This window comes from Streptomyces sp. MCA2 (assembly GCF_023544705.1).
In the GTDB taxonomy this organism is placed as follows: domain Bacteria; phylum Actinomycetota; class Actinomycetes; order Streptomycetales; family Streptomycetaceae; genus Streptomyces; species Streptomyces decoyicus.
Window position 1 is genome coordinate 34,223 of the sequence record NZ_JAMJFM010000059.1, and the last position, 21,847, is coordinate 56,069.

Consider the following 21,847-nt stretch of genomic DNA (forward strand, 5'->3'; position numbering starts at 1 on the left):
GGTTCACCTCCGCCTGGGCGGAGTCCGCCCGGGCGGAGCGCACATGACGTGGCGCTACGGCTGCTGTCGGTCCTCGGCACGCAGCGCATGGACGTGACCGGCGGGGATCCTGCACGGCCATCTGGCGTCCAGCAGCGACCTGCCCGACGCCCAACTCATAGTCACTGCAAGGGTGATTCCGCTCTCGGCGGAGTATCGGCAGAGCATCTGGACGGCACGTCACGGGCTGCGAGGATGGTCGTATGGGGATGGAGATGACGGTGCGTCGGCTCGATCTGGGGTACTTCATCCGGCCGGCTTCGGAGACGGGCGGCCCGCAACCCAGGGTCGAGCCCGTGCTCGCCTACCTGGTGCGGCACGACCGGGGACTGCTTCTCTTCGACACCGGCATCGGCAACGCGGACTCCGGAACCGAAGCGCACTACCGCCCCCAACGGCGCCCGTTGCAAGGCGCGTTGTCAGCAGCCGGAGTCACTCCGGCCGACATCTCCGTCGTCGTGAACTGTCATCTTCACTTCGATCACTGCGGAGGAAACCCTCTCCTGGCCGGCAAGCCCATCCTGGTCCAGGATGTGGAGCTGGCCACCGCCCGCCGCGGCGACTACACCATCGATGAGCTTGTCGATTTCCCCGGAGCGGTTTACGAGGAGCTCGCCGGTGAGACCGAGCTCTGGCCGGGAGTCCGGATCATTCCGACGCCCGGCCACACTCAAGGGCATCAGTCGCTGGTCCTCCGGCGAGGCGACGGCACCGTGGTCCTCGCCGGCCAGGCACACGACTTCGCGTCCCAGTTCGCGTCGGACCACCTGGCCCGACAGGCCGCGCTCCAAGGCGTGGAGCCGCCGCTTCCTGCCTATCCGCACTGCCTGGAGCGGCTCGCCGACTTCGACCCACGACGTGTGATGTTCGCGCACGACTGCTCGGTCTGGGAACCAGCCGACAGCAACCGTGCGGACGAACAAGGCAGCCGTCAACGGCGGTAAGCGGCACCCGGCCATGAGGACCACGATCTACCCGAGCTGTGGCCGGACTACCGGGTGGCGGCCAGGTCGGACGCGTCCCAGATTCGCAGTACGCCGTCGCGCCCGGAGGTGACGAGTGCCCGACGGCCGTCGACGACCGCCGACTCCATCGCCGTGATGTCGTGCCCGCTCGTGAGGACGTGGCCGGCTTTGAACCCCTCGGCAGCGTCCCACAGTCGCAGCGAATCCTGGCCCGCAGTCACCACCCGAGGCCGCCCGTCGACCGTCACGACCGCCACCGTCTCCAGGGGCCCCTGCGAGGTGGCGACCGGTTCGTACAGCAGCTCGTCCGGTCCGGCATCAAGGTCCCAGGCGTACAGGTCGCCCTTCTCGGTGCCCGCGACGATCGCCGTGCGGTCGGGGAGTGCGCAGGCCGTCACGGCCCACACCCGCTCCTCGTCCGGATCGAAGGTGGCGATGGTGGTGAGGGTCGCGGCGTCCCAGACTTCGACTCCCGAACCGCCCGCCAGGATCAGGGAGCGGTCACCGATCCGTGCCCCGCCGAGGCAGGACACCTCGCCCGCTTCGCCCAGTACGGTGTCCGTGCCGTCCGGCGACCAGAGCCGTACCTCCTCGGAGTACTGCTGCGCGGTGACGAACGCGCCGTCGAGCGCGATCACCTCGGCGAGGTAGGCGCCGTTGAGCGGTGTCCGCCACAGGAGTTCGCTGCTCCCGAGGTCCCATAGAGCGGGTTCCTGTTCGTCCCCGCCGGCTGCGAGAAGGAGCTTGCCGTTCACGGACAGCGCGGCGACCATGTCGATGCTGTTCTCGGCATCGGGGAACTCTGCCACGACCGGGTCCCCGGCGTGGGCGTAGGGGAGGGGCCGGGCCATCCATTCCCCGGTCGAGGGAGACCACGTCCACACCCCGCCCCGCTCATCCGCGCAGGCGATCAGGGAACTCCCCGCGTGGTGGACGACGGAGAGGTCGTGGATCGCGGAATCAGTGGGAATCCTTGTGCTCACGAGCATCTGGAGAGCGTAGCAACTGGCCGCGGCCGACCGGGGGTTGTGGCAACCGTCCGCGATCGACCCGCACTCAGGCCTGCTCTCGACCGGCGCTCAGGCCTGCTGCGTCAGTGCTTGCGGGAAGCCGAACACCTGGTCCGGGTCGTAGTCGTGAGCGATGGAACGCAGGCGCTCCAGGTTCGGGCCGTAGTAGGCCGTCGGCCAGTCGGGGAGGTCCGGATCGATGTAGTTCACGTAGCCGCCCCCGATGCCCAGGTGGGCAAGCCCTGCCACGACTTCCGCGACGCTGCGCGTCACTTCGGCTTCGGATGCTGCCGTAGCGCTCGCATAGATCTGTGCCGTGGCGAATGCGCTGCGGTGCGGGAAGGCGGTCTGCTGCGCGCCCACGTCGGCCACCGCACCACCGAGAGGGTCAAGGATGAGGGCCATGCCTGTGCGGCCGGTGAGCAGTGTGTTCACGGCAGCAGGGTCGGCAGCGGGGGAGTTGAGGACCCGTGACGATGCCACGAACGACTCCCGGTCGGGTCGGCCGGAGAAGAAGCGCATGGCATTGAAGTAGTCCCGGTCCTGGACCGTTCGCCGGCTGGGCAGCACACCGGAGCGCGCGACCAGATCATCCAGCAAGGGAGTGCATGTGTTGCTCGGTCCGACGAAGCATCCCGCCACCCGGCAGCCCGGCACATCCCCGCCCGACACGTTGAGGTTGGCCCACAGCTCCCGGGGCGCGGAGGCGATCCATGGTTGCCACGCGCTCAGGACCTCGGTCACCTTCCCCGCGGGGAAGACGATCAGGAACACCGTCAGTGCCGGAGCCGGGTCGGTCGAGAACGTGAACTGTGTGACGACCCCGAAGTTGCCGCCACCGCCACCGCGCAGGGCCCAGAACAGGTCCGGGGTACGCGCGGCGGAGACCGTCAGTGTTCTTCCGTCAGCGGTGACGAGCTCAGCGGCCAGGAGGTGGTCGCAGGTGAGCCCGAACTTGCGTTGCAGTACGCCGATCCCGCCGCCCAGGGCCACCCCGGCGATGCCGACGGTGAAACAGGATCCGCCGGGCATACAGCGGTTCGCCCGGCCGAGTCCGCTGTAGACATCGCGCAGGTTCGCACCGGCGCCGACGATCGCGGTGCCGTCCGGCTGGACCTCCACGGCCGACATGCGTCGCAGGTCAAGGGTGAGGCCCCCGTGCGGCGCCGAGTAACCGACATAGGAATGGCCGCCACTGCGGGCAGCCAGCGGAACACGGTTCGCGGCGGCCAGCACCCCCTCGCGGACATCTGCCACCGACTCGCACTGCGCGACCGCCGCGGGCACATGGTCGTCATTGAGGGGGTTGAAAAGCTTCCTGGCGTCCTCGAACCCGGGGTCTCCCGGCCGCAGCAACGCGCCGCGCATGCGCTGGCGAAGGCCGGTCCAGTCCACGTTGGCCTCGACGCCGGCGGCTCGCGCGGCGGTACGGGAGGAGGTCTGTTCGCTTGTCCGAGGCCGGTTGCCGGCCCGGCGGGCGTGGAACAGGGAGTCCCGCGCCATGGTCACCATCTCCTCCGGAGGGTCGAGGAAGGTAGGTGAGCATCCGTTTGGTGCGGATATGTTCACGCTAACACGGGGTGACTGCCCTCTCCAGCGGTGGAACCTCGCTCCGCGAGCCCGCCGGGCAGGGGGAGGCTGTCGCAGGTCAGGGGTGTGCGCGGCACGGGCGGCGCACGGCGCGCTCGGGAGCGGCCCGGCGGTCGCCGGAGCGGACCGCCGGCACGCGTCGGCTGAAGCAAGACGGCGCTACGTCCCGGCACCGGCACCGGTTCCGGCACCGGTGCCGGGACGCACTACGCGAACCCGCCTACTTCACGTTGACGCCCGTCCATGCGGCGCCAACCGCCTTGTACGCGGCGCTCGTTGTGCCGTACAGGTCGCCTGCCGCCTTCAGGGTCGCGGTGCGTGCGGCCTTGTAGTTGGTGGTGGAGGTCATGTACGTGCTGAGGGCCTTGTACCAGATCTTCTCGGCCTTGGCCCGGCCGATGCCGGTGACCTTGGAGCCGTCTGAGGTGGGGCTGTTGTAGCTGACGCCGTTGATGACCTTGGCGCCGCTGCCCTCGGACAGCAGGTAGAAGAAGTGGTTGGCGACACCGGAGGAGTAGTGGACGTCCTTGTTGCCGACGCCACTGGACCAGTAGTCGGCCGAGGCTCCGTCCTTGCTGGGCTTGTCCATGTAGCGCAGCGGAGTGCCGTCGCCGTTGATGTCGATCTTCTCGCCGATGAGGTAGTCGCCCACGTCCGAGGTGTTCTTGGCGTAGAACTCGGCGGACGTGCCGAAGATGTCGGACGTGGCCTCGTTGAGGCCGCCGGACTCACCGCTGTAGTTGAGTCCCGCGGTGGCGGCGGTGACGCCGTGGCTCATCTCGTGGGCGGCCACGTCGAGGGAGGTCAGCGGGGCGGAGTTGCCGCTGCCATCGCCGTAGGTCATGCAGAAGCAGCTGTCGTCCCAGAAGGCGTTGACGTAGCTGTTGCCATAGTGGACGCGGGAGTAGGCGCCCTTGCCGTCGTTGCGGATGCCGTTGCGGCCGAGGGTGTTCTTGTAGAAGTCCCAGGTGACGGCCGCCCCGTAGTGCGCGTCGACGCCGGCGGTCTGGCGACCACCGCCCCATACGTCGTCCGCGTCGGTGAAGAGCGTGCCGGTGCCCGAGGTCCCCTGCTTGAGGTCGTACGTCTTGTGGCCGCCGCGGGCACCGTCCTTGAGCTGGTAGGTCGAGCCGCTCTTGGTGGTGGTGAGCGCGACCTTGCCGCTGTAGGTGCTGGTACCGGAGCCGGTCTCGATGGCCTCGTTCTGGAACAGCTTCTTGCCGGTGGCCGCGTCGGTGATGACGTGCAGCTTGCTGGGCGTGCCGTCCTTCTGGACGCCGGTGACGACCGTCTCGTACGCGAGAACCGGCTTGCCCGTAGCGGCCCAGATCACCTTGCGCGGCGGGGCGGAGGCGCTGGTGCCGGTGTCCTTCTTCGCGGCGGCAGCGCTGAGTGCGCTCTTCTTCGCGGCGGAGGGGGAGAGCGCGGCGGACGTACTGGCCACGGATATCGGGGCGTTGGTCGCCTTGGTGACGCTGTGCTTGCCGCTCCTGGCCTGGTGTACGACCAGGTCGCCGCCGAGGACGGGCAGTCCGGCGTAGGTGCGCTCGTACCGGGTGTGCACCGTGCCGTCCGCGTCCTTGATGACGTCCCGGACGACGAGCTTCTCCTGCGCGCCGAGGCCGATCTTCGCGGCGGTGGCGGAAGCGCTGCTCCGGGCATCCTTGATCGCGGATGCCCGCTGTGCGGTGGAGAGTTGGACCGCCGAGGCGCCGGTCGCGCGGTCCGGCTGCGCGCTGGCCGAGCCGGCCTGGACGCCGACGGCGACCATGGCGGCGGAGGCGACCAGCGCGGCAGCGCGCAGGGTGTTCTTGCGGGGGGTGGACGAGATCCGTCTCAACTCGGTCTCCCTTGTGAGGGCCGCGGCGTCGCAGCCCAAGAAGCGGCCGGGCAGCCGAGGGGTGGGATGCCCGGTGGAGCATTAGGAGTGAATCGAGGGGGAGCGTGCCAGTAGTTGACGCCTTTTGACAGATGTTCAACACAGAAGAAACAATAATTTCACCAATGGAACTGCTTTGTGACGCCAACGCCATACATCAGCCCCAGGCCGCCCAGGGCCTGGGGCTGATGTATGGCTGGCCGGCTCGTCGGCCAGGCCGACCGGCACTTGCACGAGGGATGACGAGCACGGCTCACTGTGGCGGGGGACCCGCCAAGGAGCCAAGGATGGTGCTGTACCGGTCACCGAAGTCGACTCGGGTGATGTCGTCGTAGCGGAACGACGACGGGGCATTGGCCCAACAGGCTCTCGGATTGACCTCGAGGAGCCTGAGCCGGTTCTTTCCCAAGCGCACCGGCGCCCCGATGTACACCACGTCGGGGTCCAGATCCTCTTGGAGGACGGAAATCAGGTGGTACTGCCTGCCGGCCGACTCCATCAGCGACCGGATGTCCGCCTGTGAGATCGCGCCGGACGGCCCTGGGGGAGGCCAGGGTCCGTGCCGCCGGAGCCAGCGCACCATCAGATCGCCGGATCCCCGGCGTCTGACCTTGACGATGTCGCGGGTTCTGAGTGCCACAAAGCCGTTCAGCGTAAGGGAGTTGCACTCCGTGACCAGCGTCCAGGAGGGCGTCACCGAGATCACGAACCCCTCGATCTCGTCACTGTCCGGAAGCGCGCGCACGATGCGCGTGAACTGGTGCTTCTCGGCGGCCGCTGTCAGTTGCCGTCGGATCTCATCGCTCATGACGTCCATGCTCCACACTCTTCGTGCCGCGCACCATTCCTTTTGCTCTCGGAGGCACCGCCTTCCGAGCGGGCTGCGGTCAGCGGCTCCCACGGCAGAACCGCCGAGGAGGTCGCGGGCTTCGGCGGGGACTGGACGTCGCAGTGCTCAGCGCCCTTCGGTAGGGTCAACGCCGGAGGGGATCGCTGTGAGTACGAGCCGGACGAGCCGAGCGGCAGGCGCCTGGGGGCACCTACTGCTCATCGTCGTGCTCGCGCTGGGCGTGTTCGTGATGCACTCGGTGGGGCATCCCGACGATTCCTCCGGCGCCACGATGGGGCCCGCGGTTCATGGTCCCGCCGCCGGCGCTCTTGAGCACCGCGGCATGACCGCTTCGAAGCCAGCGGCCGCCTCGGTCTCGTCACCTGGTGCTTCCGACGACGCCAAGCCGTCCTCCCATACTCCGGGCACCGGAATGGACATGACCACCCTGTGCGTGGCCGTGCTCGGGGCCCTGGTCCTCATCAGCCTCCTCCGGGCAGCGCTCAGCCGGAGGACGGACTGGCTGGTGCGACTTCGCGCCGGCGTCGTGGCCACCCTGCGCCCCAACCCCCCGCCGCGCAGACCACCGGACCTCGCTCAGCTGTCAGTCCTGCGGATTTAGGCCGAACGCCGCCGCGGGCGCCTTGCGCTGCCCGCGCCACCCCGTTCGCCCACCCTTTCCGTAGAACAGACAGCACGAGGTTTTGACATGACAGCCATCAAGCACGGCGTGCGCCGCCGCCGGATTCGCCGTATCGCCGTTGCCGGCATCGCTGCCGCCGCCGGTCTGCTGCTCACCGCCTGCGGCCACAGCGACGACGACCGTGTGAGCGGCACGGAACACGGGGCCAAGCCGTCGACGACGGCCACCAAGGACGCCGGCGCCAACCCCGCTCCGGGTGCCTTCAACGACGCGGACGTCATGTTCGCGCAGATGATGATCCCTCACCACCAGCAGGCCGTGGAGATGTCCGAGCTCGCCGACGGCCGGGCCGAGGACGCGGAGATCAAGTCCCTCGCCGCGGCGATCGAGAAGGCCCAGGACCCCGAGATCCAGAAGATGACGTCCTGGCTCAAGGGCTGGGGCAAGCCGGTGTCGGGCGGCTCTGCGCCCGGCATGGACCACAGCATGCCCGGCATGGATCACGGATCCGGCTCCAAGGACGGCTCGGGCATGTCCGGAATGATGTCCGGCAAGGACATGAAGAACCTGATGGCCGCCAAGGGCAGGGACTTCGACAGGAAGTTCGCGCAGATGATGATCGGCCACCACAACGGCGCGATCGAGATGGCGAACGACGAGCAGAAGAAGGGCAAGAACGCCACGGCGAAGAAGCTCGCCGGCGATGTCGTCACGCATCAGTCCGCCGAAGTCGGGAAGCTGAACAAGATCCTCGACCGGCTCTGATCCGGTCTGCTCAGCAAGTGGCCGCTGTGGTCCCTCGTCGGGGCCGCAGCGGCCGACTGACCCAGCGTTCAAGCGGCCCTCGGACGGCAGGGCTCAGGCGGTGAATCCCAGCACCAAGGCGCCGACCACCGGCGCCGCGTACAGCAGCGGGAACGGGATGTGTGCGTACCAGCGCGCCCGGACGACGGCGACGACCGCACCGGCGAAATACAGCACCAGCCCGATCCCGGCCACGACACCGGCCACCGGAAGGAACAGACCGGCCAGCAGGCCCACGGCCCCCGCTGCCTTGGCCGTACCGAGCCAGGGCAACCAGGAGCGGGGGACGCCGTAGTCAGCCATCGGCTGCACGACCCACTCGGCGCGGAAGAAGACGGAAGCGGCCGAGAAGCCCGCCATGACAGCGGCCAGGACGGTGACGACGACGTAGGCGGTAGACATCAGAAATGCTCCCATCGGGCGGACACCGGGGCGGACCTGCTCCGACCGGGTCTCGTGAGTTCCTCACTGCCCTGACGCGCCGCGACGCGGGAATGTGACAGCTGACGGACATCAATCTGTGTGCGCAGTAGTTGGCGTGCAGCCGATGGCGGCGAGCATCGACCGCTCGTCCAGCGTCGCGGTCTCCATGACCTGCGGATCCACGTAAGGTGAGCGGGCGTCAGGCGGCGACTGCGGTGTCTTCAGAAACCAGTTCCACCGCGGTGGATTGCCGACCGTCGGCCAGCCGTACTCGTCCACCCAGTTTCCGGTCACGCCGAACGTCGTGGGTCTGATGAGTCCCTCGCACAGCTCGGCCAGCGCTCGGACAGCACGATGCGCGGTGATTCGCTCCAGCGCGAGCGGATCCCGGTCGGGCACGGAATTCCATGGGAATCCGCACTCCAGCACCACCGGCTGACTGTCTTGGAAGATGTAGTGCTCGGTCGGCTCTGGCTGCTCCGACCGCCTTATGTCTCGCATAGACGTCAATTATGCGACGGAGAGCAAGAGCGGGGCCTCGTATCCGGCTCTTCGTGGACAGGTTTGGGTGAGTTGCGTTTCGGGCTGCCGAACCGTCGCAAATGGGCCACCTTCACCGGGCACTTCAGCAGGCCGGTCTACTGAGGCACCAGGCCTGTCGCCGCTGAGCGGCCCCGCCGGCAACGCGTCGCGCAGCCGGTCTCGGCCGGCCTCCGCACTGTGAGGAGACCGGTCTGGCCACGGAGGCGCGCCAAGTGCCACGCGGCGGGAAAGTCCGAGCCCGACCCGTCAGCGCCCCCGGCGGTCGTTGAGCCGGGCGGCCTGGCGCGTCAGGTGGTCCCGCTCGGCGAGGTTGGGTGCCTTTCGGGCCGCCTCGGCGTACAGCCGTGCCGCCGTCGCCAGGTCGCCGTCGCGCTCGTGGAGGTACGCGGCCACCGCGGTGTGGCGGGGCAGCAAGTCGTCCAGCGCCGCGAGCGCCGCCAGGCCGGCGCGCGGTCCGTCGGCCTCGCCGACGGCCACCGCGCGGTTGAGCCGGACGACCGGGCTGTCGGTCAGGCGGGCGAGCTCGTCGTACCACTCGACGATCTGCACCCAGTCGGTCTCCTCGGCGGTGGGCGCGTCGGCGTGGAGTGCCGCGATGGCGGCCTGGGCCTGGAACTCGCCCAGCCGGTCGCGGGCGAGGGCCGCCTGGAGGATCCCGACGCCCTCGGCGATCGACTTCGTGTCCCACCGGCCGCGGTCCTGCTCGGCGAGCGGCACCAGGCTGCCGTCGGGCGCGGTCCGGGCGGCGCGCCGGGCGTGGTGGAGCAGCATGAGGGCGAGCAGCCCCGCCACCTCGGGGTGGTCGATCGCGGCCGCGAGCTGACGGGTGAGCCGGATGGCCTCGGCGGCGAGGTCGACGTCGCCGGAGTAGCCCTCGTTGAAGACCAAGTAGAGGACGCGCAGCACGGTGGCGACGTCGCCGGGCTGGTCGAACTTTCCCCGGGATACCCCAACGCCGGAGACGGTGCGCTTGGCCCGGCTGATGCGCTGCGCCATGGTCGCCTCGGGCACCAGGTAGGCCTGCGCGATCTGCCGCGTGGTCAGCCCGCCGACGGCGCGCAGCGTGAGCGCGACCGCGGACGACGGCGTCAGCGACGGGTGGGCGCACAGGAAGTAGAGCTGGAGCGTGTCGTCCACCGCGGGTGCGGGTCCGGGCGTCGGCTCCTCGTCGACCAGATCCTCACGCCGGCGGCGGGCGGCGTCCGCCCGCGTCGCGTCGAGGAACCGGCGCCAGGCCACGGTGACCAGCCAGCCCTTCGGGTCCCGCGGCTGGTCGTCCGGCCAGACACGGACCGCCTCGACCAGTGCGTCCTGCACGGCGTCCTCGGCCGCCGCGAAGTCGGCTCCGCGGCGGACGAGGATGGCGAGCACGCTCGGAATGAGGCTCCGGAGCAGGGCCTCGTCCATCGGAGAGCTCACTCCGTGATGGTGGGCGGCGCGGCCAGGAACGGGCGCACCTCGAGCCACTCGTGGATCGGCTTCCCGCCCGCCCCGGGGGCCGCCGACAGCTCCCCGGCCAGCTCGACGGCGCGCTCGTAGCTGTCGACGTCGATCACCATCCAGCCGGCGATGAGGTCCTTGGTCTCGGCGAACGGGCCGTCGGTGACCGGCGGGCGACCCTCGCCGTCATACCGGACCCACTTCCCCTCAGGGGCGAGCGCCTGACCGTCGACGAACTCGCCGGTCCCCTCCAGCCGGGTCGCGAAGTCCTGCATGTACTGCATGTGGGCCGAGATCTCCTCCGGCGTCCACTGGTCCATGGGCACGTCGTTGACCGCCGCCGGGGCGCCACGGTAGTGCTTGAGCAGCAGGTACTTGGCCATGGTGGTTCTCCTCTGTGCTGGTGCGACCCATTGTGGTCGCGTTCACTACGGGGACGGAGCCAGATGCGGGTTCTCGACATCGCCGCCCGTATTTTTTTGAGTTTCCGTGGAGGAGGGTGGGCGAGCCGCCTGAACGCCGCGTCCGGTGTCACGTTATGCAACGAGTTAGTGACTGAGCATGCCCTTCCGGGGGGGAGGGGGGAGCAGCGACCCGGCAGCTGAATCAGGGAGAGGCTTCGTGCGCGGTACGGGTACGTATGGTCCTGGCGTGCCGTGGGGTGCTCGGAGCGTTGAGCTGTTCGGCGCGGAGGGCATGCGCGCAGTCCGCGGTGACCCGGCCGATCCGCGCCATGGAGAGGAACAGCCCCCGGCACGCGTGGCACCGCCCACCTCGGCCCCGGTGACGATTGCCCTGACCTGTGTGACGTCCCAGGGCCTTCCTTCCCCTGCCCTCCGACGCGCGCAGGGGCACATTGCACAGTGCTATGTCGTCACCGCTGTCATGAGCATTCATGATGGCAGTCCCGCTGTGGGACCCGCACGCTCCTGGAGGTCACCCCATGACCGAGCTCCCCGAAGAACTGCCGCTCTCCGGCATCACCGTCGTCAGCGTCGAGCAGGCGGTGGCGGCCCCCTTCGCCACCCGCCAGCTGGCCGATCTCGGCGCGCGTGTCATCAAGGTGGAACGTCCGGGCGGGGGCGACTTCGCCCGCTGCTACGACACCACGGTGCACGGCGAGTCCAGCTACTTCGTGTGGCTCAACCGGTCGAAGGAGTCCGTGACGCTCGACCTGAAGTCGGACCGCGGACGGAAGGTCCTGGAGCAACTTCTGAGCGGGGCCGATGTATTCGTACAGAACCTGGCCCCGGGCGCGGCCGCCAGGATGGGCCTGGACGCCGAGGCGCTCGCCGAACGCTTCCCGTCGCTGATCCCGTGCTCCATCTCGGGTTATGGGTCCAGCGGGCCGTGGGCCGGCCGCAAGGCGTACGACCTGCTGGTGCAGTGCCAGACCGGACTGGTCTCGCTGACGGGGAACGAACACGGCTCGGCCCGCGCGGGTGTGTCGGTCGCCGACATCGCGGCCGGCATGTACGCCTACTCGGGCATCCTCACCGCGCTGTTCACGCGGGCGACCACCGGCGTGGCCCGTGCTGTGGAGGTCTCGTTGTTCGAGGCGCTGGCCGAGTGGATGAATCAGCCCGCCTACTACACCCGTTACGGCGGCACCCAGCCCCCGCGCATCGGCACTCAGCACGCGACCATCGCGCCGTACGGCGCCTACACCGCGGCCGACGGCAAGGAGGTGCTGTTCTCCATCCAGAACGAGCGCGAGTGGGTGGCCCTGTGCGAGCAGTTCCTGGGCCTGCCCGGGCTCGTCGAGGACCCGCGCTTCGCCACCGGCTCCGCCCGTGTCGCCCACCGCGAGGAACTCAACGCGATCGTGGCCGGGCGGTTCGGCGAGTGCGACAGCGGCGAAGCAATGAAGCTGCTGGACGATGCAGGCATCGCCAATGCCGGGGTCAATGACATCGATGAGTTCCTGGCCCACCCCGTGCTCAGCGCCCGGGACCGCTGGCGCGACGTACGGATTCCCGGGGGAGCGGTCGTGTCCGCCCTGCTGCCGCCGGCCGACCTGGCCGGCACCGCCCCGCGCATGGACGCCGTCCCCGCAGCGGGGGAGCACACCGGGGACATCCTGGCCGAGCTCGGCTACAGCACGGCCGACATCGACCGCATGAGGGCCGACCACGTCATCTGACCTGCCGTCCCGCGCCAGAGCGGCAGCAGCCACACCCACCAGACTTCCCGCCCCTTCCTCTAGGAGCGTCACCACATGAGCACCCTCGACATCCTGTCCGAGGACGAGCAGCTCGTCGTCAGGACGGTGCACGACTTCGTCAACCAGGAGGTGAAGCCCGTCGTCCGGGAGCTGGAGCACGCCAACACCTACCCCGAGGCCCTGATCGAGCAGATGAAACAGCTCGGCATCTTCGGCCTCGCCATCCCCGAGGAGTACGGCGGCACTCCGGTCTCCGTCCCCTGTTATGTCCTGATCACCGAGGAACTCGCCCGCGGCTGGATGAGCCTGGCCGGCGCGATGGGCGGCCATACCGTGGTCGCCAAGCTGCTGCTGCACTTCGGCACCGAGCAGCAGAAACGGCGCTACCTGCCCCGGATGGCCACTGGCGAGACCCGGGCGACCATGGCCCTGACCGAACCGGGCGGCGGCTCGGACCTACAGGCCATCCGCACCGTTGCCCGTAAGGACGGTGGAGGCGTCGGGGATACCGGGGGCATCCGGGATATTCAGGGCATCCGGGGTACTTCCGGCGCGAGCGAAGCCGAGCGTGGCGGGGGATATGTGGTCAACGGGTCGAAGACCTGGATCACCAACTCCCGGCGGTCCGGGCTGATCGCCCTGCTGTGCAAGACCGACCCGGAGGCCGAGCCCGCCCACAAGGGCATCTCGATCCTGCTCGTTGAGCACGGACCCGGTTTGACGGTCTCCCGCGACCTGCCCAAGCTCGGCTACAAGGGCGTGGAGAGCTGCGAGTTGTCGTTCGACGGCTACCGGGCGCCGGCCGACGCCGTACTCGGTGGGGTCGAGGGCAAGGGCTTCGCACAAATGATGAAGGGCCTGGAGACCGGACGGCTCCAAGTTGCCGCCCGCGCACTGGGCGTCGGCCGGGCCGCGTTCGAGGACGCCCTCGCCTACGCCCAGGAACGCGAGTCCTTCGGCGAGCCGATCTGGAAGCACCAGTCGATCGGCAACTACCTCGCCGACATGGCCACGTCGCTGACGGCCGCCCGTCAGCTCACCCTCTACGCGGCCCGGGAGGCCGAAGCCGGGCGTCGTGTGGACATGGAGGCCGGTATGGCCAAGCTCTTCGCCTCCGAGACCGCCATGAACATTGCCCTCAACGCCGTCCGCATCCACGGTGGTTACGGCTACTCCACCGAATTCGACGTCGAGCGCTACTTCCGCGACGCTCCCCTGATGATCGTCGGCGAAGGTACCAACGAAATCCAGCGCAACATCATCGCGAGCCAGCTCGTCAAGCGCGGAGGCCTCGACGCCTGACCGGCGGCGCCTGCGTCCCGCTCCTCAGCTCTGGTGCGGGGGCGGCTGCGGCGGACGGTGCGCCTCCGGAAGCGGCACGGGCGTGACGGCGTCCTCGCCCTGCTGCTCCGCCCGCATCCTCCGACCGGTCTCCGTCTCCCCGAGCTGCGGACCCGTGGGGATGTCCGGGCTGTCGAAGCTCGGGCTGGTGAACTCCGGTGCGGAGAAGCCCGGGACGGCGTCCTCGTCCGCAGTGTCACTGGCGGGTACCTGCTGGTCCGGGGCGGCGGACGATGATTCCCCGCGCGTATCGCCCGTATCGGCCGCACCGGCTGTTCCGCTCGCGCCGCCCGTACCGGCCGCACCAGCCGTATCGCCCGAACCGGCTGTTCCGCTCGCGCTGCCCGTACCGGCGGCACCAACCGTATCGCCCGCACCGCCCGCGGTGTCGGCCGTGTCTGCCGAGTCGGCCGCGTCGTGTCCGCCTCCCTGCTCGGCGGACGAGGAAGAGGGAAGGGAACCGGGCGAGCTGAAGTCCGGGGAGGTGTAACCGGGGTGAGGCAGCCCCATGCCCTCCCTCTCGCCTTCGTCCAGCTTCTCGTCCACGGGGTCGACGACGAAGGGCGTAGGGCCGGTCTCGCCATCGTCGGCCTGGCGGGATGCGCTGTCCTTCATGGGGGGGGGCTCCCTCCTGCGGAGCGGTGGACGCCGGACGGGTGCTCCGGGCGCGCACCGCAGTCTCTGGTGCCGTTGCCCTGCGTCTGTCCCGGCTACCGCCGACCATGCCTCGCCCGGCGTACGGTGCGTCGGATGCCGGGAGTCACGCACCGATGCCGGGGCCGTCGCCCCACCGGTCCATCAGTGGAATCAGCCGTGATGCGACTCCAGGAGGTCGATGGCGGGCCCCGGTGGCGGAAGACCATCCACGCAGTCCCCCCACGGTGACCTGCCGGCTTCCTGACCCGAAGGGGGAGCGGGGCCGACGGGGCGAAGGCTGTGGGATTCGCGGCTGGTTCTTGGGGCACGCTCTTGAGCCACGTACACAACCGACGAGGCATGACGAGGTGAGCTTCATGACCACCATCGAGGCCGCGCGGACACTCACCGTGCCACCGGCCCTCCATGTCGACCTGGGGAGCTGCCCCGAGACGGCCGGGCGCGCGCGGCATCTTGCCGACGAGTTTCTGCGGGGCCTGGAGCCGGTCGTACAGCAAGAGGCCATCGATGCCGTGCTCCTGGTCGTCTCGGAACTCGTCACCAATGCGGTGCGTCACGCGGGCGGACCGTCCTGCTCCCTGCATCTGTCGGCCTGCCCCGAGGCGATCGCCGTCGCCGTGAGCGACGCCAGCCACCTGCTGCCCCAGCCGCGTACTCCCGATGTCCTCGGTGAGGGAGGCGGCTTCGGATGGTCGATGGTCTGCCAGATGGCCGATGCAGTGGCCGTCACCGACGAGGCCGGCGGCAAGACGGTCAGCGCTCTGATCCCCCGGCACCGCAGCGACATGCGGATGGTTGCCCGCGCAACAGTCGTGAGTCGTTGATATACGCCGCAAAGCACGACTACTTGGGCGCCATGAAGTAGTCGGCCGGATTAAGGGCATTGAGTGCGATCCACCGCTGTGGTGTTACTGCGGTGGGTACTTCAGTACTGTCCGATGAGGCGCGGAAGAAGTCCTGGATATCGAGAGCAATTCGAGGATCGTCATCGACGAGTCGTGCCACTTCGTAGTAGGCGGCCAGCACGTGGATACATCGTGGAGTGTCAGCTGAGCAGGAGCAGGAGCAGTCGACGCCGACGAGTGTTGGTGCGGGCCGGTGGCCCGCTTCGGTGAGCGCGCGATACAGCTCGTCGGTGAGGACGGGCCGAACACCGCACAACTGGCGGGAGATCCCGACTATCGCCTCCCGCGACATAGGCGCAACCTCGATGTTGGCCACTGAAGTGTTGCGACCGCGGTGTACGACGGCGCGCACGATCCGGCCGTCGATCGTGATCTGCACTCTCCCGTCGCGTGCGATTCTGCGGGCGCGCGGCAGCTGCGGATCGGGGCGGGTCTGACGCAACGGCTCGGCGAGCCGAACCCAGTCCTTCCCCCACATGGTGTAGCCGAAATCATTGTCGGGCATTTGTCAGCTGTCTCGTTTCCGGCGCAGGATCGCAATGAGGCGGTCATCATCCAAGCGGGCCAATTCGGCGACACCGGACAGGTCAGCGATATCGGAGAGCGCGGATTTGCGCGAGTGCATGGCCGCGATGTGCTCCTCGACGGTGGTCCCCGTGGTCAGAGTGGTGACGGTGACGGTGCGGGTCTGACCGATCCGATGGACTCGATCGGAGGCCTGCGCCTCCACGGCCGGATTCCACCATCGGTCGAAGTGAATGACGTCGGCCGCCCGGGTGAGAGTGAGCCCGGTACCCCCAGCTTTGAGGCTGAGCACCAGCACTTTCGGGCCGTTGCTGCCCTGGAAGCGGCGGACGATGTCGGCCCGTTGTTCCTGATTCAAGCCACCATGGAAGAACGGCACATACTCACCGAACTGTTCGCCGCAGTGTCGCACCAGCAGCTCACCCGTCTGCCGGTACTGGGTGAAAATGAGGGTTGGGGAGCCGATTTCGAGGTTGTTGGCCACAATGTCGGTGCAGAGATCGAGTTTTCCGGACCTTCCTGACAGCTCATCGAGGTCACCGGTGATCAGGCCCGGGTGGTTGCAGACCTGTTTGAGCGCGGTGAGGGCTGCCAACACCTTGGTCTGGCGCTGTGCGCCGCTGCCGAAGCCGTCGTCGATCACCTGCTCCAGCAGCTGGTCGTACAACTGCTGCTGTTCCTCGGTGAGGTCGCAGACCAGGTCGGCGTGGATCTTGGGTGGGAGCGAGCCTGCGACCTGGGACTTCTTCCGCATCAACACGATCGGCTCGATTGCCCCGCGCAGCCGGGCAGCGGCGGCGAGGGAGCCTTCCGCGATCGGCCGGACAAAGCGACGACGGAACTGCGTCTTGTGCCCGAACAGTTGCGGTGCGACCAGATTGAGCAGCGCCCAAAGTTCCTCAAGATGATTCTCGATGGGAGTTCCGGTCAAGGCGATGCGCGCGTCGGCCGCAATGGTTCGCGCGGCCTTCGATACCTGCGTGCGGGGATTCTTCAGCACCTGCGCCTCATCGAAAACCGCAGTCACCCAATGTTGCTCCATCATGAGCGGGCTGTGCAGGCGTAGCGTCGGGTAGCCGGTGAGCACCACCGTCCCGCTGTCCACCGCTTTCAGCGGCCCGCCGTGCCAGATCATCGTCCGCAGGTCAGGTGCGAACCGCGCGATTTCGTGTGCCCAGTTCCCGACCAGCGACGTGGGGCACACCACCAGCTGTGGCCCCTCCTCGGCGCGCCCGGCGATATAACCGATGGCTTGCAGCGTCTTCCCGAGCCCCATTTCGTCGGCCAGCACCGCGCCGCCATGTGCGTCGACGGTCTCGCGCAGCCAGCTCACACCGCGAACCTGATAGGGCCGCAGCTTGGCGGTCAGCGCTGTGCGGAGTTCGGTCGCCACAGCATTGGTGTGACGGAAGACAGCCCCGGCGTGCTGCGCCGACGTCACGGCGACACCGGTGGCATCGGGAACGGCATGTGCTGCGATCGGCAGGACCGAATCGCCGCCCGCAATCCACGCCCGCCAGACATCCACCGACCGGCCCGGCGAGTCGAGGGGCGCGTCGGCGAGCCTGTCCGGCTCGATCAGCGCGCAGTCGACGTCAGATACCTCAAAACCGCCAAGGTCTGACGTCGGGACAACCAAGGGAATGGTCTCGACATCACCGATCGGCGGGGCAGCCCCCACGGTGCGGCCGGAGCAGGTCCGCAAGGCAAACATATGACGGTCGGGTAGGTACGTGGCTTGGCTATCAAGCAGGGTGCCAGGAATTTTTTGCCCGATTTCCATGGTGTCAGTGGCCGCCCACGTCATCGCCCTCATAAGCGGGTTGACTGTCGGCCCCAGAATGGGGGGTCGCCCCAGTCACGGAGCGGCCGCCTCCTCGAATGTTGTCCGACCCCCGGACCAGCCCCGTAGGCTTTCCGGCAGGACGCAAGGCAATCACCAGCACAGCTGCTCCGAAGAGTGCGATGAGCATGATCAAGGCGGCGCCGACGTGCAGAGCGTGAATGAATGCATCATCGGCAGCGTGCGCAAGAGCGGGCCGGTGGAGCGCGGTGGCGACATGCCGGGCCTGTTCGGCGGAAACCCGCGCCCGGTCCTGCGCAGGCCCGGGTATATCGCTCAGCGAGGATTCGATCGTGCCCCGATAAACGATCGACATGATCGTGCCGCCAACTGCGATCCCGATCACGCTGCCGGTCTGTCGCACGGTGTTGGTGACGGCCGCCCCGGCGCCGGCCCGCTCCAACGGCAGGGAGTTGATCAACGCTGCCGTCACCGGGCCCAACACCATGCCGATGGAGAGGCCCTGGACCAACAACAGGATTTCGATCCAGAGGAGTGGGGTGTGCAGTCCGAGGAACCCGTACGCGCCCATGGTCAGCGCCGCCACGGTGAGCGCTGGTGCGGCGATGGGGCGTAGCGACCAGCGGCGAACCAGACGCGCGCCGAGGGGCGCCCCCAGGATCGCACCGAGCGCGGTCGGGAGACCGGCCAGGCCCGCCTCGATCGGCGAAAAGCCGCGTGCTCCCTGCATGTAGAACGCGTTATAGAAGGTGACGGCGGCTATCGCGAAGAGGAGCAATCCGAGCGCCGCGTTGCCGCCACCGAATGTACGTTGCACAAGTAGACGGGGATCAAAGCTGGGCACCTTGATGCGCAGCTCGACGAGTACGAAAGCGGCCAGGAGGACCAGTCCGACCGCGATCGGCGCCCAGACATCGGTACGACTCCAGGCGGCCACCTGCCCCGCACGGATCAGTCCGTAGGCCAACGCCGCGAGCCCGCTGATCGACAGCAACATCCCAGCCGGGTCCAGCGGCCGCGGGATGGGGCTGCGGAAATTCGGGACCAGCAGGGCGATCCCGACCAACGCCAGCGCCACGACCGGGACATTGACCAGAAAGACCGAGCCCCACCAGAAATGGTCGAGAAGCAACCCTGCCAACACCGGGCCTACAGCCATTCCGGCACCCGCGGATGTCGAGGAAACGGCGATCGCGGTTGCCCGCGCGGGGCCGGTGAAGGTCCACATCAGGATGGCCAAGTTGGCGGGCATGATCAGCGCGCTGCCCACTCCCATCGCGGCTCGAGCGGCAATCAGTTGGCCTGCGTCGCTTGCGTACGCCGCCCACACCGAGGACCCGGCGAAGACCACCAATCCAGTGGCGAGCACAGTCCGGTGACCGAAGCGATCACCCAGTGCGCCTGCGGTGAACATCAAGGTGGCGAAGGCCAGGGTGTACGAGCCTGTGGCCCATTGAAGCTCGGCCGGGCCGGCATGCAGTCCACGGACCGGGTCTGCGAGGGTCTCCAAAGTGGTGCTCAGGACGGTGTTGTCCAGCCAGATCAGCAGCGAGCACAACATGAGAACGGCAAGGATTAACTGCTGCCTGGACTTCGGCAACGTCGGGGACGTGGTCATGAATACCCTTGGGTGCGATCGGTGAAAACCTGATGCGATGGGACCGTAGGCAATCGTCACGCCTCTGTCAATTCCGATTACGCGTGAACTGACTGGTGCTTTTGATGCGTCGCCGAGGGCATATCCTCACACCCCTGTCAATTCTGAGCTCCCGTGAACTGACTGCTGGCTATGGCGGTCTCCAGGGGCATATCGTCACGCCCCTGTCAATTGCTGAGCTCGTTGATTAACCTCGCACGTCATCCGACCTTGGGGGGGGGCGGGCTGTTGCGAATTCATTTGATCCATTGGCTGGTGCAGGCCTGGCCGGGTCAGGCGAGGTCGGGGAGGTCCAGCGGCCGGCTGGAGGGCTCGTAGGGCATCTCGCGGAGGGCGGCCGCAAGGTTCGTATGGCCCCCGCCGGTCGCAACAGGTTGATCGCGATGCTGGGGAGTGTGGCCATGTCGTCCGGGCCGTGACCGGTGCGGGCGTTGGGGGGCCTCGGCGAAGGTGGTGTCGCGGGCGAAGCGGAGTCGGCGAATGTGCTGAATGCAGGGCCCCTGCGTCAGGGAGCCAGGGAGCCAGCGAGGCAAGAGAGGCAAGAGAAGCGCTGGGCATTCCTGGTGATTCCTGTCAGACGTGACGTGCGCGGAACCGCAACCGGGGGATAGCGGATCCGCGCACATCACGAGTGACAGATATCAGTCACAGATATCAGCCACAGAGGTAAGTCCCAGATGTCAGTCCTTGAAGGCGTCCTTGGCCTTCTCCTTGGCGCCCCGCAGATCGCCCTTGGACTCCTTGGCCGAGCCTTCGGCTTCCATGCGCTCATTTCCCACGGCGCGGCCCGCAGCCTTCTCTGCCTTTCCGGCAACCTGCTCGGTCTTGGCCTTGGCCTTTTCGTCGGCACTCATCATGAGGTCCTTTCGTAGGTGGTCTGACCGCTCTCGTGCCCCGGTGAAACCCTGGGAAACGACAGGATGTTCAGGGGGGCGGTCCGGGGCGCAGCAGGCGGGAGGCTTTCTCTGCTGACCAGGTCCCCCGGACCGTCGTACCCGTGCTTGTATCCGTTGCGCGGCAGATGAATCCTGTCAGTGGGCTCGGCTAGGGCCTGTCCGATGGGTCATGTGAAAGCCCCGGCGGCTCAACGTTCCGTCCGGCGGGCGGGGCGGCCTGACGGGCACGGAGGTGACATGGCGACGTGAGCGTGTCTCCCCCAGTGCCTCTCAGTCAAGATCGCTGGATTGTCCTGCGGGCGGCGGGTTTCGGGCAATTGCGGTCCGCCGACGGGCTGTTGGGCTATCCCCTCGTTTCCTGGGAAGTGATGGGTGCGTTTGGGCTGCGTACGAACAGGAAGCCGAGGGAGGCGTCCATCATTCGCGAGATCGAGATCAAGCCTGTGCCCGTCAAGCGGGAAGAGCGCCGCACCAGCGCCTTCAACAAGAAGTGACCCGAGGGGCGGGGCCGGCGCGGCGTCTGCCGGTGCCGACCCCGCCCCTGTGCTGATGGGGTGCGTACTGTGAGTGAGAGGAGCAGATGTGCGGCTGCGGCGGCTGAGAGGCTTGACGTGCTACTGGCACCGGGGGGACTTCGTCGCCCATGCCTACCGGGGTCACGCGCCGGTCGCCCTGCCCCCCCTCGACCGCTGAGATCCTCAGCGCCTTCGACACCTGGACCACCCCCGCCCAAGCAGCCGAAGCTCTGGACCACCTGCATCCCGAGACGGTGGTGAAGGCAGCCCGAACACTGCTCGAATGCGGCCTGCTGGCCGAGGAAGGCAGCCCCGAGGCCGAAGAGGACGAGCGCCTGGCGGACACCTGGGGACCCTGGTCACCGGAAGCATCCTTCTTCCACTACGCCACCCGCGATGTCCCCTTCGAGACAGCCACCCCCGAGCTGCGTCAGCACCTCACCCGCGACGGGCGTCCGGCACTGTTCACCGAGTACCCCGAGGCCGACCGCATCCTGCTGCCCCGTACACCGGACCCTCGCCTGTCCGCCCCGCTGGAGCAGAGCCTCTACCGCAGGCGCACGCACCGCTCCTTCAGCGCCCAGCCGGTGAGCCTGCACGATCTCGCGGTCCTGCTCGGTACCGTCTTCGGCCCTGCCGAGTTCATCGACGGCTTCGAGTACGGCGCCCTCATCCGGCGCACCAGTCCCTCCGGCGGAGCCCGGCAAGAACTCGACGCCTACCTCGCCACCCCCAACGTCACCGGCATCCCCGCCGGTCTGTTCCACTACAACGCCCGCGAACACAGCCTGGAGCTCCTGCGCGAAGGCTTCACCCACACCGAAGCCGGAGCGCTGTGCGCGCACCAGGAGGGCACCGACCAAGCGGCCTTCATCATCTTCGTGACCGCCGCCTGGGAACGCATGCGCGCGAAGTACCGACACCCCCGCGCCTACCGGGTCAGCCACCTCAACGCCGGACACCTCGGGCAGACCTTCGCCCTGGCAGCCACCACGCTGGGCCTGGGCCCCTTCCAGACCGCCGCCTTCGACGACAGCGCCGTCGAGAGCCGCCTCGGGCTCGACAGTGCCACCCACAGCACCCTCTACGTCCTCGCTGCCGGACACCCCGCCCCCGACACTCCGACCGACACCGCCGACCTGAACGCCTTCCGGCACACGACCCTGCGCCACGGACAACCGGGACGGCCTGACGACTGACCCATCGGACAGGCCCTAG

Annotated in this window: 21 protein-coding genes; 8 read left to right on the forward strand and 13 right to left on the reverse strand. The window is 68.2% G+C overall.

From position 1 onward, the window contains the following. Positions 1-242 precede the first annotated feature (242 nt). A complete protein-coding gene (locus tag M8I34_RS34655) occupies positions 243-983 on the forward strand; it encodes an N-acyl homoserine lactonase family protein (RefSeq protein ID WP_250056551.1) in 741 nt (246 codons plus the stop codon). A gap of 47 nt (positions 984-1,030) precedes the next feature. Here M8I34_RS34655 and M8I34_RS34660 read toward each other — a convergent pair whose 3' ends face one another. The 4 genes from M8I34_RS34660 to M8I34_RS34675 all read right to left on the reverse strand — a co-directional run bounded on the left by M8I34_RS34660 (position 1,031) and on the right by M8I34_RS34675 (position 6,291). After that, entirely contained in the window at positions 1,031-1,993 is a 963-nt protein-coding gene (locus M8I34_RS34660; protein ID WP_250056553.1) for a WD40 repeat domain-containing protein, read from the reverse strand. A gap of 90 nt (positions 1,994-2,083) precedes the next feature. Then, positions 2,084-3,517, reverse strand: coding sequence for an FAD-binding oxidoreductase (locus M8I34_RS34665; protein ID WP_250056554.1), 1,434 nt, complete (start codon positions 3,515-3,517; stop codon positions 2,084-2,086). Between the two features lie 307 nt (positions 3,518-3,824). Continuing rightward, positions 3,825-5,375 carry a M4 family metallopeptidase gene (locus M8I34_RS34670; protein WP_374211027.1) on the reverse strand — a complete coding sequence of 517 codons (1,551 nt, stop codon included), beginning with the start codon at positions 5,373-5,375 and terminating at the stop codon, positions 3,825-3,827. Between the two features lie 361 nt (positions 5,376-5,736). Continuing rightward, positions 5,737-6,291 carry a hypothetical protein gene (locus tag M8I34_RS34675; RefSeq protein ID WP_250056558.1) on the reverse strand — a complete coding sequence of 185 codons (555 nt, stop codon included), beginning with the start codon at positions 6,289-6,291 and terminating at the stop codon, positions 5,737-5,739. 187 nt (positions 6,292-6,478) lie between these two features. Between M8I34_RS34675 and M8I34_RS34680 the strand changes: the two genes are divergently transcribed. Both M8I34_RS34680 and M8I34_RS34685 read left to right on the forward strand, forming a co-directional pair. Then, positions 6,479-6,934 carry a DUF6153 family protein gene (locus M8I34_RS34680; RefSeq protein ID WP_250056560.1) on the forward strand — a complete coding sequence of 152 codons (456 nt, stop codon included), beginning with the start codon at positions 6,479-6,481 and terminating at the stop codon, positions 6,932-6,934. An 87-nt stretch (positions 6,935-7,021) separates the two neighbouring features. Continuing rightward, entirely contained in the window at positions 7,022-7,720 is a 699-nt protein-coding gene (locus tag M8I34_RS34685) for a DUF305 domain-containing protein (RefSeq protein WP_250056562.1), read from the forward strand. A 93-nt stretch (positions 7,721-7,813) separates the two neighbouring features. Here M8I34_RS34685 and M8I34_RS34690 read toward each other — a convergent pair whose 3' ends face one another. From M8I34_RS34690 to M8I34_RS34705, 4 genes are all read right to left on the reverse strand, one after another. Then, entirely contained in the window at positions 7,814-8,161 is a 348-nt protein-coding gene (locus M8I34_RS34690) for a DoxX family protein (RefSeq protein ID WP_250056564.1), read from the reverse strand. A 111-nt stretch (positions 8,162-8,272) separates the two neighbouring features. Then, the gene (locus tag M8I34_RS34695; protein WP_250056566.1) at positions 8,273-8,683 is read right to left on the reverse strand and encodes a hypothetical protein; all 411 of its coding nucleotides are present in this window, start codon (positions 8,681-8,683) and stop codon (positions 8,273-8,275) included. A gap of 288 nt (positions 8,684-8,971) precedes the next feature. After that, positions 8,972-10,132, reverse strand: a complete 1,161-nt coding sequence (locus M8I34_RS34700) for an RNA polymerase sigma factor (protein ID WP_250056592.1) — start codon at positions 10,130-10,132, stop codon at positions 8,972-8,974. An 8-nt stretch (positions 10,133-10,140) separates the two neighbouring features. Further along, on the reverse strand, positions 10,141-10,548 hold the full coding sequence (locus M8I34_RS34705) for a YciI family protein (protein WP_250056569.1): 408 nt from the start codon (positions 10,546-10,548) through the stop codon (positions 10,141-10,143). A 560-nt stretch (positions 10,549-11,108) separates the two neighbouring features. Between M8I34_RS34705 and M8I34_RS34710 the strand changes: the two genes are divergently transcribed. Further along, entirely contained in the window at positions 11,109-12,308 is a 1,200-nt protein-coding gene (locus M8I34_RS34710; protein WP_250056571.1) for a CaiB/BaiF CoA-transferase family protein, read from the forward strand. Between the two features lie 75 nt (positions 12,309-12,383). Continuing rightward, entirely contained in the window at positions 12,384-13,631 is a 1,248-nt protein-coding gene (locus M8I34_RS34715; RefSeq protein WP_250056573.1) for an acyl-CoA dehydrogenase family protein, read from the forward strand. Positions 13,632-13,655: 24 nt separating this feature from the next. Here M8I34_RS34715 and M8I34_RS34720 read toward each other — a convergent pair whose 3' ends face one another. After that, positions 13,656-14,285 (reverse strand): hypothetical protein, encoded by a 630-nt coding sequence (locus M8I34_RS34720; RefSeq protein ID WP_250056575.1) that lies wholly within the window; start codon positions 14,283-14,285, stop codon positions 13,656-13,658. 398 nt (positions 14,286-14,683) lie between these two features. Between M8I34_RS34720 and M8I34_RS34725 the strand changes: the two genes are divergently transcribed. Continuing rightward, the gene (locus tag M8I34_RS34725; protein ID WP_250056576.1) at positions 14,684-15,151 is read left to right on the forward strand and encodes an ATP-binding protein; all 468 of its coding nucleotides are present in this window, start codon (positions 14,684-14,686) and stop codon (positions 15,149-15,151) included. Positions 15,152-15,170: 19 nt separating this feature from the next. Here M8I34_RS34725 and M8I34_RS34730 read toward each other — a convergent pair whose 3' ends face one another. From M8I34_RS34730 to M8I34_RS34745, 4 genes are all read right to left on the reverse strand, one after another. Continuing rightward, the gene (locus tag M8I34_RS34730; RefSeq protein ID WP_250056579.1) at positions 15,171-15,737 is read right to left on the reverse strand and encodes an SWIM zinc finger family protein; all 567 of its coding nucleotides are present in this window, start codon (positions 15,735-15,737) and stop codon (positions 15,171-15,173) included. 3 nt (positions 15,738-15,740) lie between these two features. Next, on the reverse strand, positions 15,741-17,540 hold the full coding sequence (locus M8I34_RS34735) for a DEAD/DEAH box helicase (protein WP_250056581.1): 1,800 nt from the start codon (positions 17,538-17,540) through the stop codon (positions 15,741-15,743). Positions 17,541-17,544: 4 nt separating this feature from the next. Then, complete coding sequence (locus tag M8I34_RS34740) at positions 17,545-19,179, reverse strand: MFS transporter (RefSeq protein WP_250056582.1); 1,635 nt, start codon at positions 19,177-19,179, stop codon at positions 17,545-17,547. A 719-nt stretch (positions 19,180-19,898) separates the two neighbouring features. Next, positions 19,899-20,072 carry a CsbD family protein gene (locus M8I34_RS34745; RefSeq protein ID WP_078889519.1) on the reverse strand — a complete coding sequence of 58 codons (174 nt, stop codon included), beginning with the start codon at positions 20,070-20,072 and terminating at the stop codon, positions 19,899-19,901. A 287-nt stretch (positions 20,073-20,359) separates the two neighbouring features. On the opposite strand from M8I34_RS34745, the gene M8I34_RS34750 reads away from it, so the two are divergent. After that, positions 20,360-20,608, forward strand: a complete 249-nt coding sequence (locus M8I34_RS34750) for a hypothetical protein (protein WP_250056584.1) — start codon at positions 20,360-20,362, stop codon at positions 20,606-20,608. A gap of 149 nt (positions 20,609-20,757) precedes the next feature. Beyond that, on the forward strand, positions 20,758-21,828 hold the full coding sequence (locus M8I34_RS34755; protein WP_250056586.1) for a SagB/ThcOx family dehydrogenase: 1,071 nt from the start codon (positions 20,758-20,760) through the stop codon (positions 21,826-21,828). Positions 21,829-21,847: the final 19 nt, after the last annotated feature.

Excerpts from the sequence above, each read along its gene's own strand:
- M8I34_RS34740 (WP_250056582.1), bottom strand. The coding sequence starts at position 19,179 with ATGACCACGTCCCCGACGTTGCCGAAGTCCAGGCAGCAGTTAATCCTT.
- M8I34_RS34755 (WP_250056586.1), top strand. The coding sequence starts at position 20,758 with ATGCCTACCGGGGTCACGCGCCGGTCGCCCTGCCCCCCCTCGACCGCT.
- M8I34_RS34670 (WP_374211027.1), bottom strand. The coding sequence starts at position 5,375 with ATGGTCGCCGTCGGCGTCCAGGCCGGCTCGGCCAGCGCGCAGCCGGAC.
- M8I34_RS34690 (WP_250056564.1), bottom strand. The coding sequence starts at position 8,161 with ATGTCTACCGCCTACGTCGTCGTCACCGTCCTGGCCGCTGTCATGGCG.
- M8I34_RS34655 (WP_250056551.1), top strand. The coding sequence starts at position 243 with ATGGGGATGGAGATGACGGTGCGTCGGCTCGATCTGGGGTACTTCATC.
- M8I34_RS34675 (WP_250056558.1), bottom strand. The coding sequence starts at position 6,291 with ATGAGCGATGAGATCCGACGGCAACTGACAGCGGCCGCCGAGAAGCAC.
- M8I34_RS34660 (WP_250056553.1), bottom strand. The coding sequence starts at position 1,993 with ATGCTCGTGAGCACAAGGATTCCCACTGATTCCGCGATCCACGACCTC.
- M8I34_RS34700 (WP_250056592.1), bottom strand. The coding sequence starts at position 10,132 with ATGGACGAGGCCCTGCTCCGGAGCCTCATTCCGAGCGTGCTCGCCATC.
- M8I34_RS34745 (WP_078889519.1), bottom strand. The coding sequence starts at position 20,072 with ATGAGTGCCGACGAAAAGGCCAAGGCCAAGACCGAGCAGGTTGCCGGA.
- M8I34_RS34735 (WP_250056581.1), bottom strand. The coding sequence starts at position 17,540 with ATGGAAATCGGGCAAAAAATTCCTGGCACCCTGCTTGATAGCCAAGCC.
- M8I34_RS34685 (WP_250056562.1), top strand. The coding sequence starts at position 7,022 with ATGACAGCCATCAAGCACGGCGTGCGCCGCCGCCGGATTCGCCGTATC.
- M8I34_RS34695 (WP_250056566.1), bottom strand. The coding sequence starts at position 8,683 with ATGCGAGACATAAGGCGGTCGGAGCAGCCAGAGCCGACCGAGCACTAC.
- M8I34_RS34725 (WP_250056576.1), top strand. The coding sequence starts at position 14,684 with ATGACCACCATCGAGGCCGCGCGGACACTCACCGTGCCACCGGCCCTC.
- M8I34_RS34720 (WP_250056575.1), bottom strand. The coding sequence starts at position 14,285 with ATGAAGGACAGCGCATCCCGCCAGGCCGACGATGGCGAGACCGGCCCT.
- M8I34_RS34665 (WP_250056554.1), bottom strand. The coding sequence starts at position 3,517 with ATGGCGCGGGACTCCCTGTTCCACGCCCGCCGGGCCGGCAACCGGCCT.
- M8I34_RS34730 (WP_250056579.1), bottom strand. The coding sequence starts at position 15,737 with ATGCCCGACAATGATTTCGGCTACACCATGTGGGGGAAGGACTGGGTT.
- M8I34_RS34715 (WP_250056573.1), top strand. The coding sequence starts at position 12,384 with ATGAGCACCCTCGACATCCTGTCCGAGGACGAGCAGCTCGTCGTCAGG.
- M8I34_RS34705 (WP_250056569.1), bottom strand. The coding sequence starts at position 10,548 with ATGGCCAAGTACCTGCTGCTCAAGCACTACCGTGGCGCCCCGGCGGCG.
- M8I34_RS34710 (WP_250056571.1), top strand. The coding sequence starts at position 11,109 with ATGACCGAGCTCCCCGAAGAACTGCCGCTCTCCGGCATCACCGTCGTC.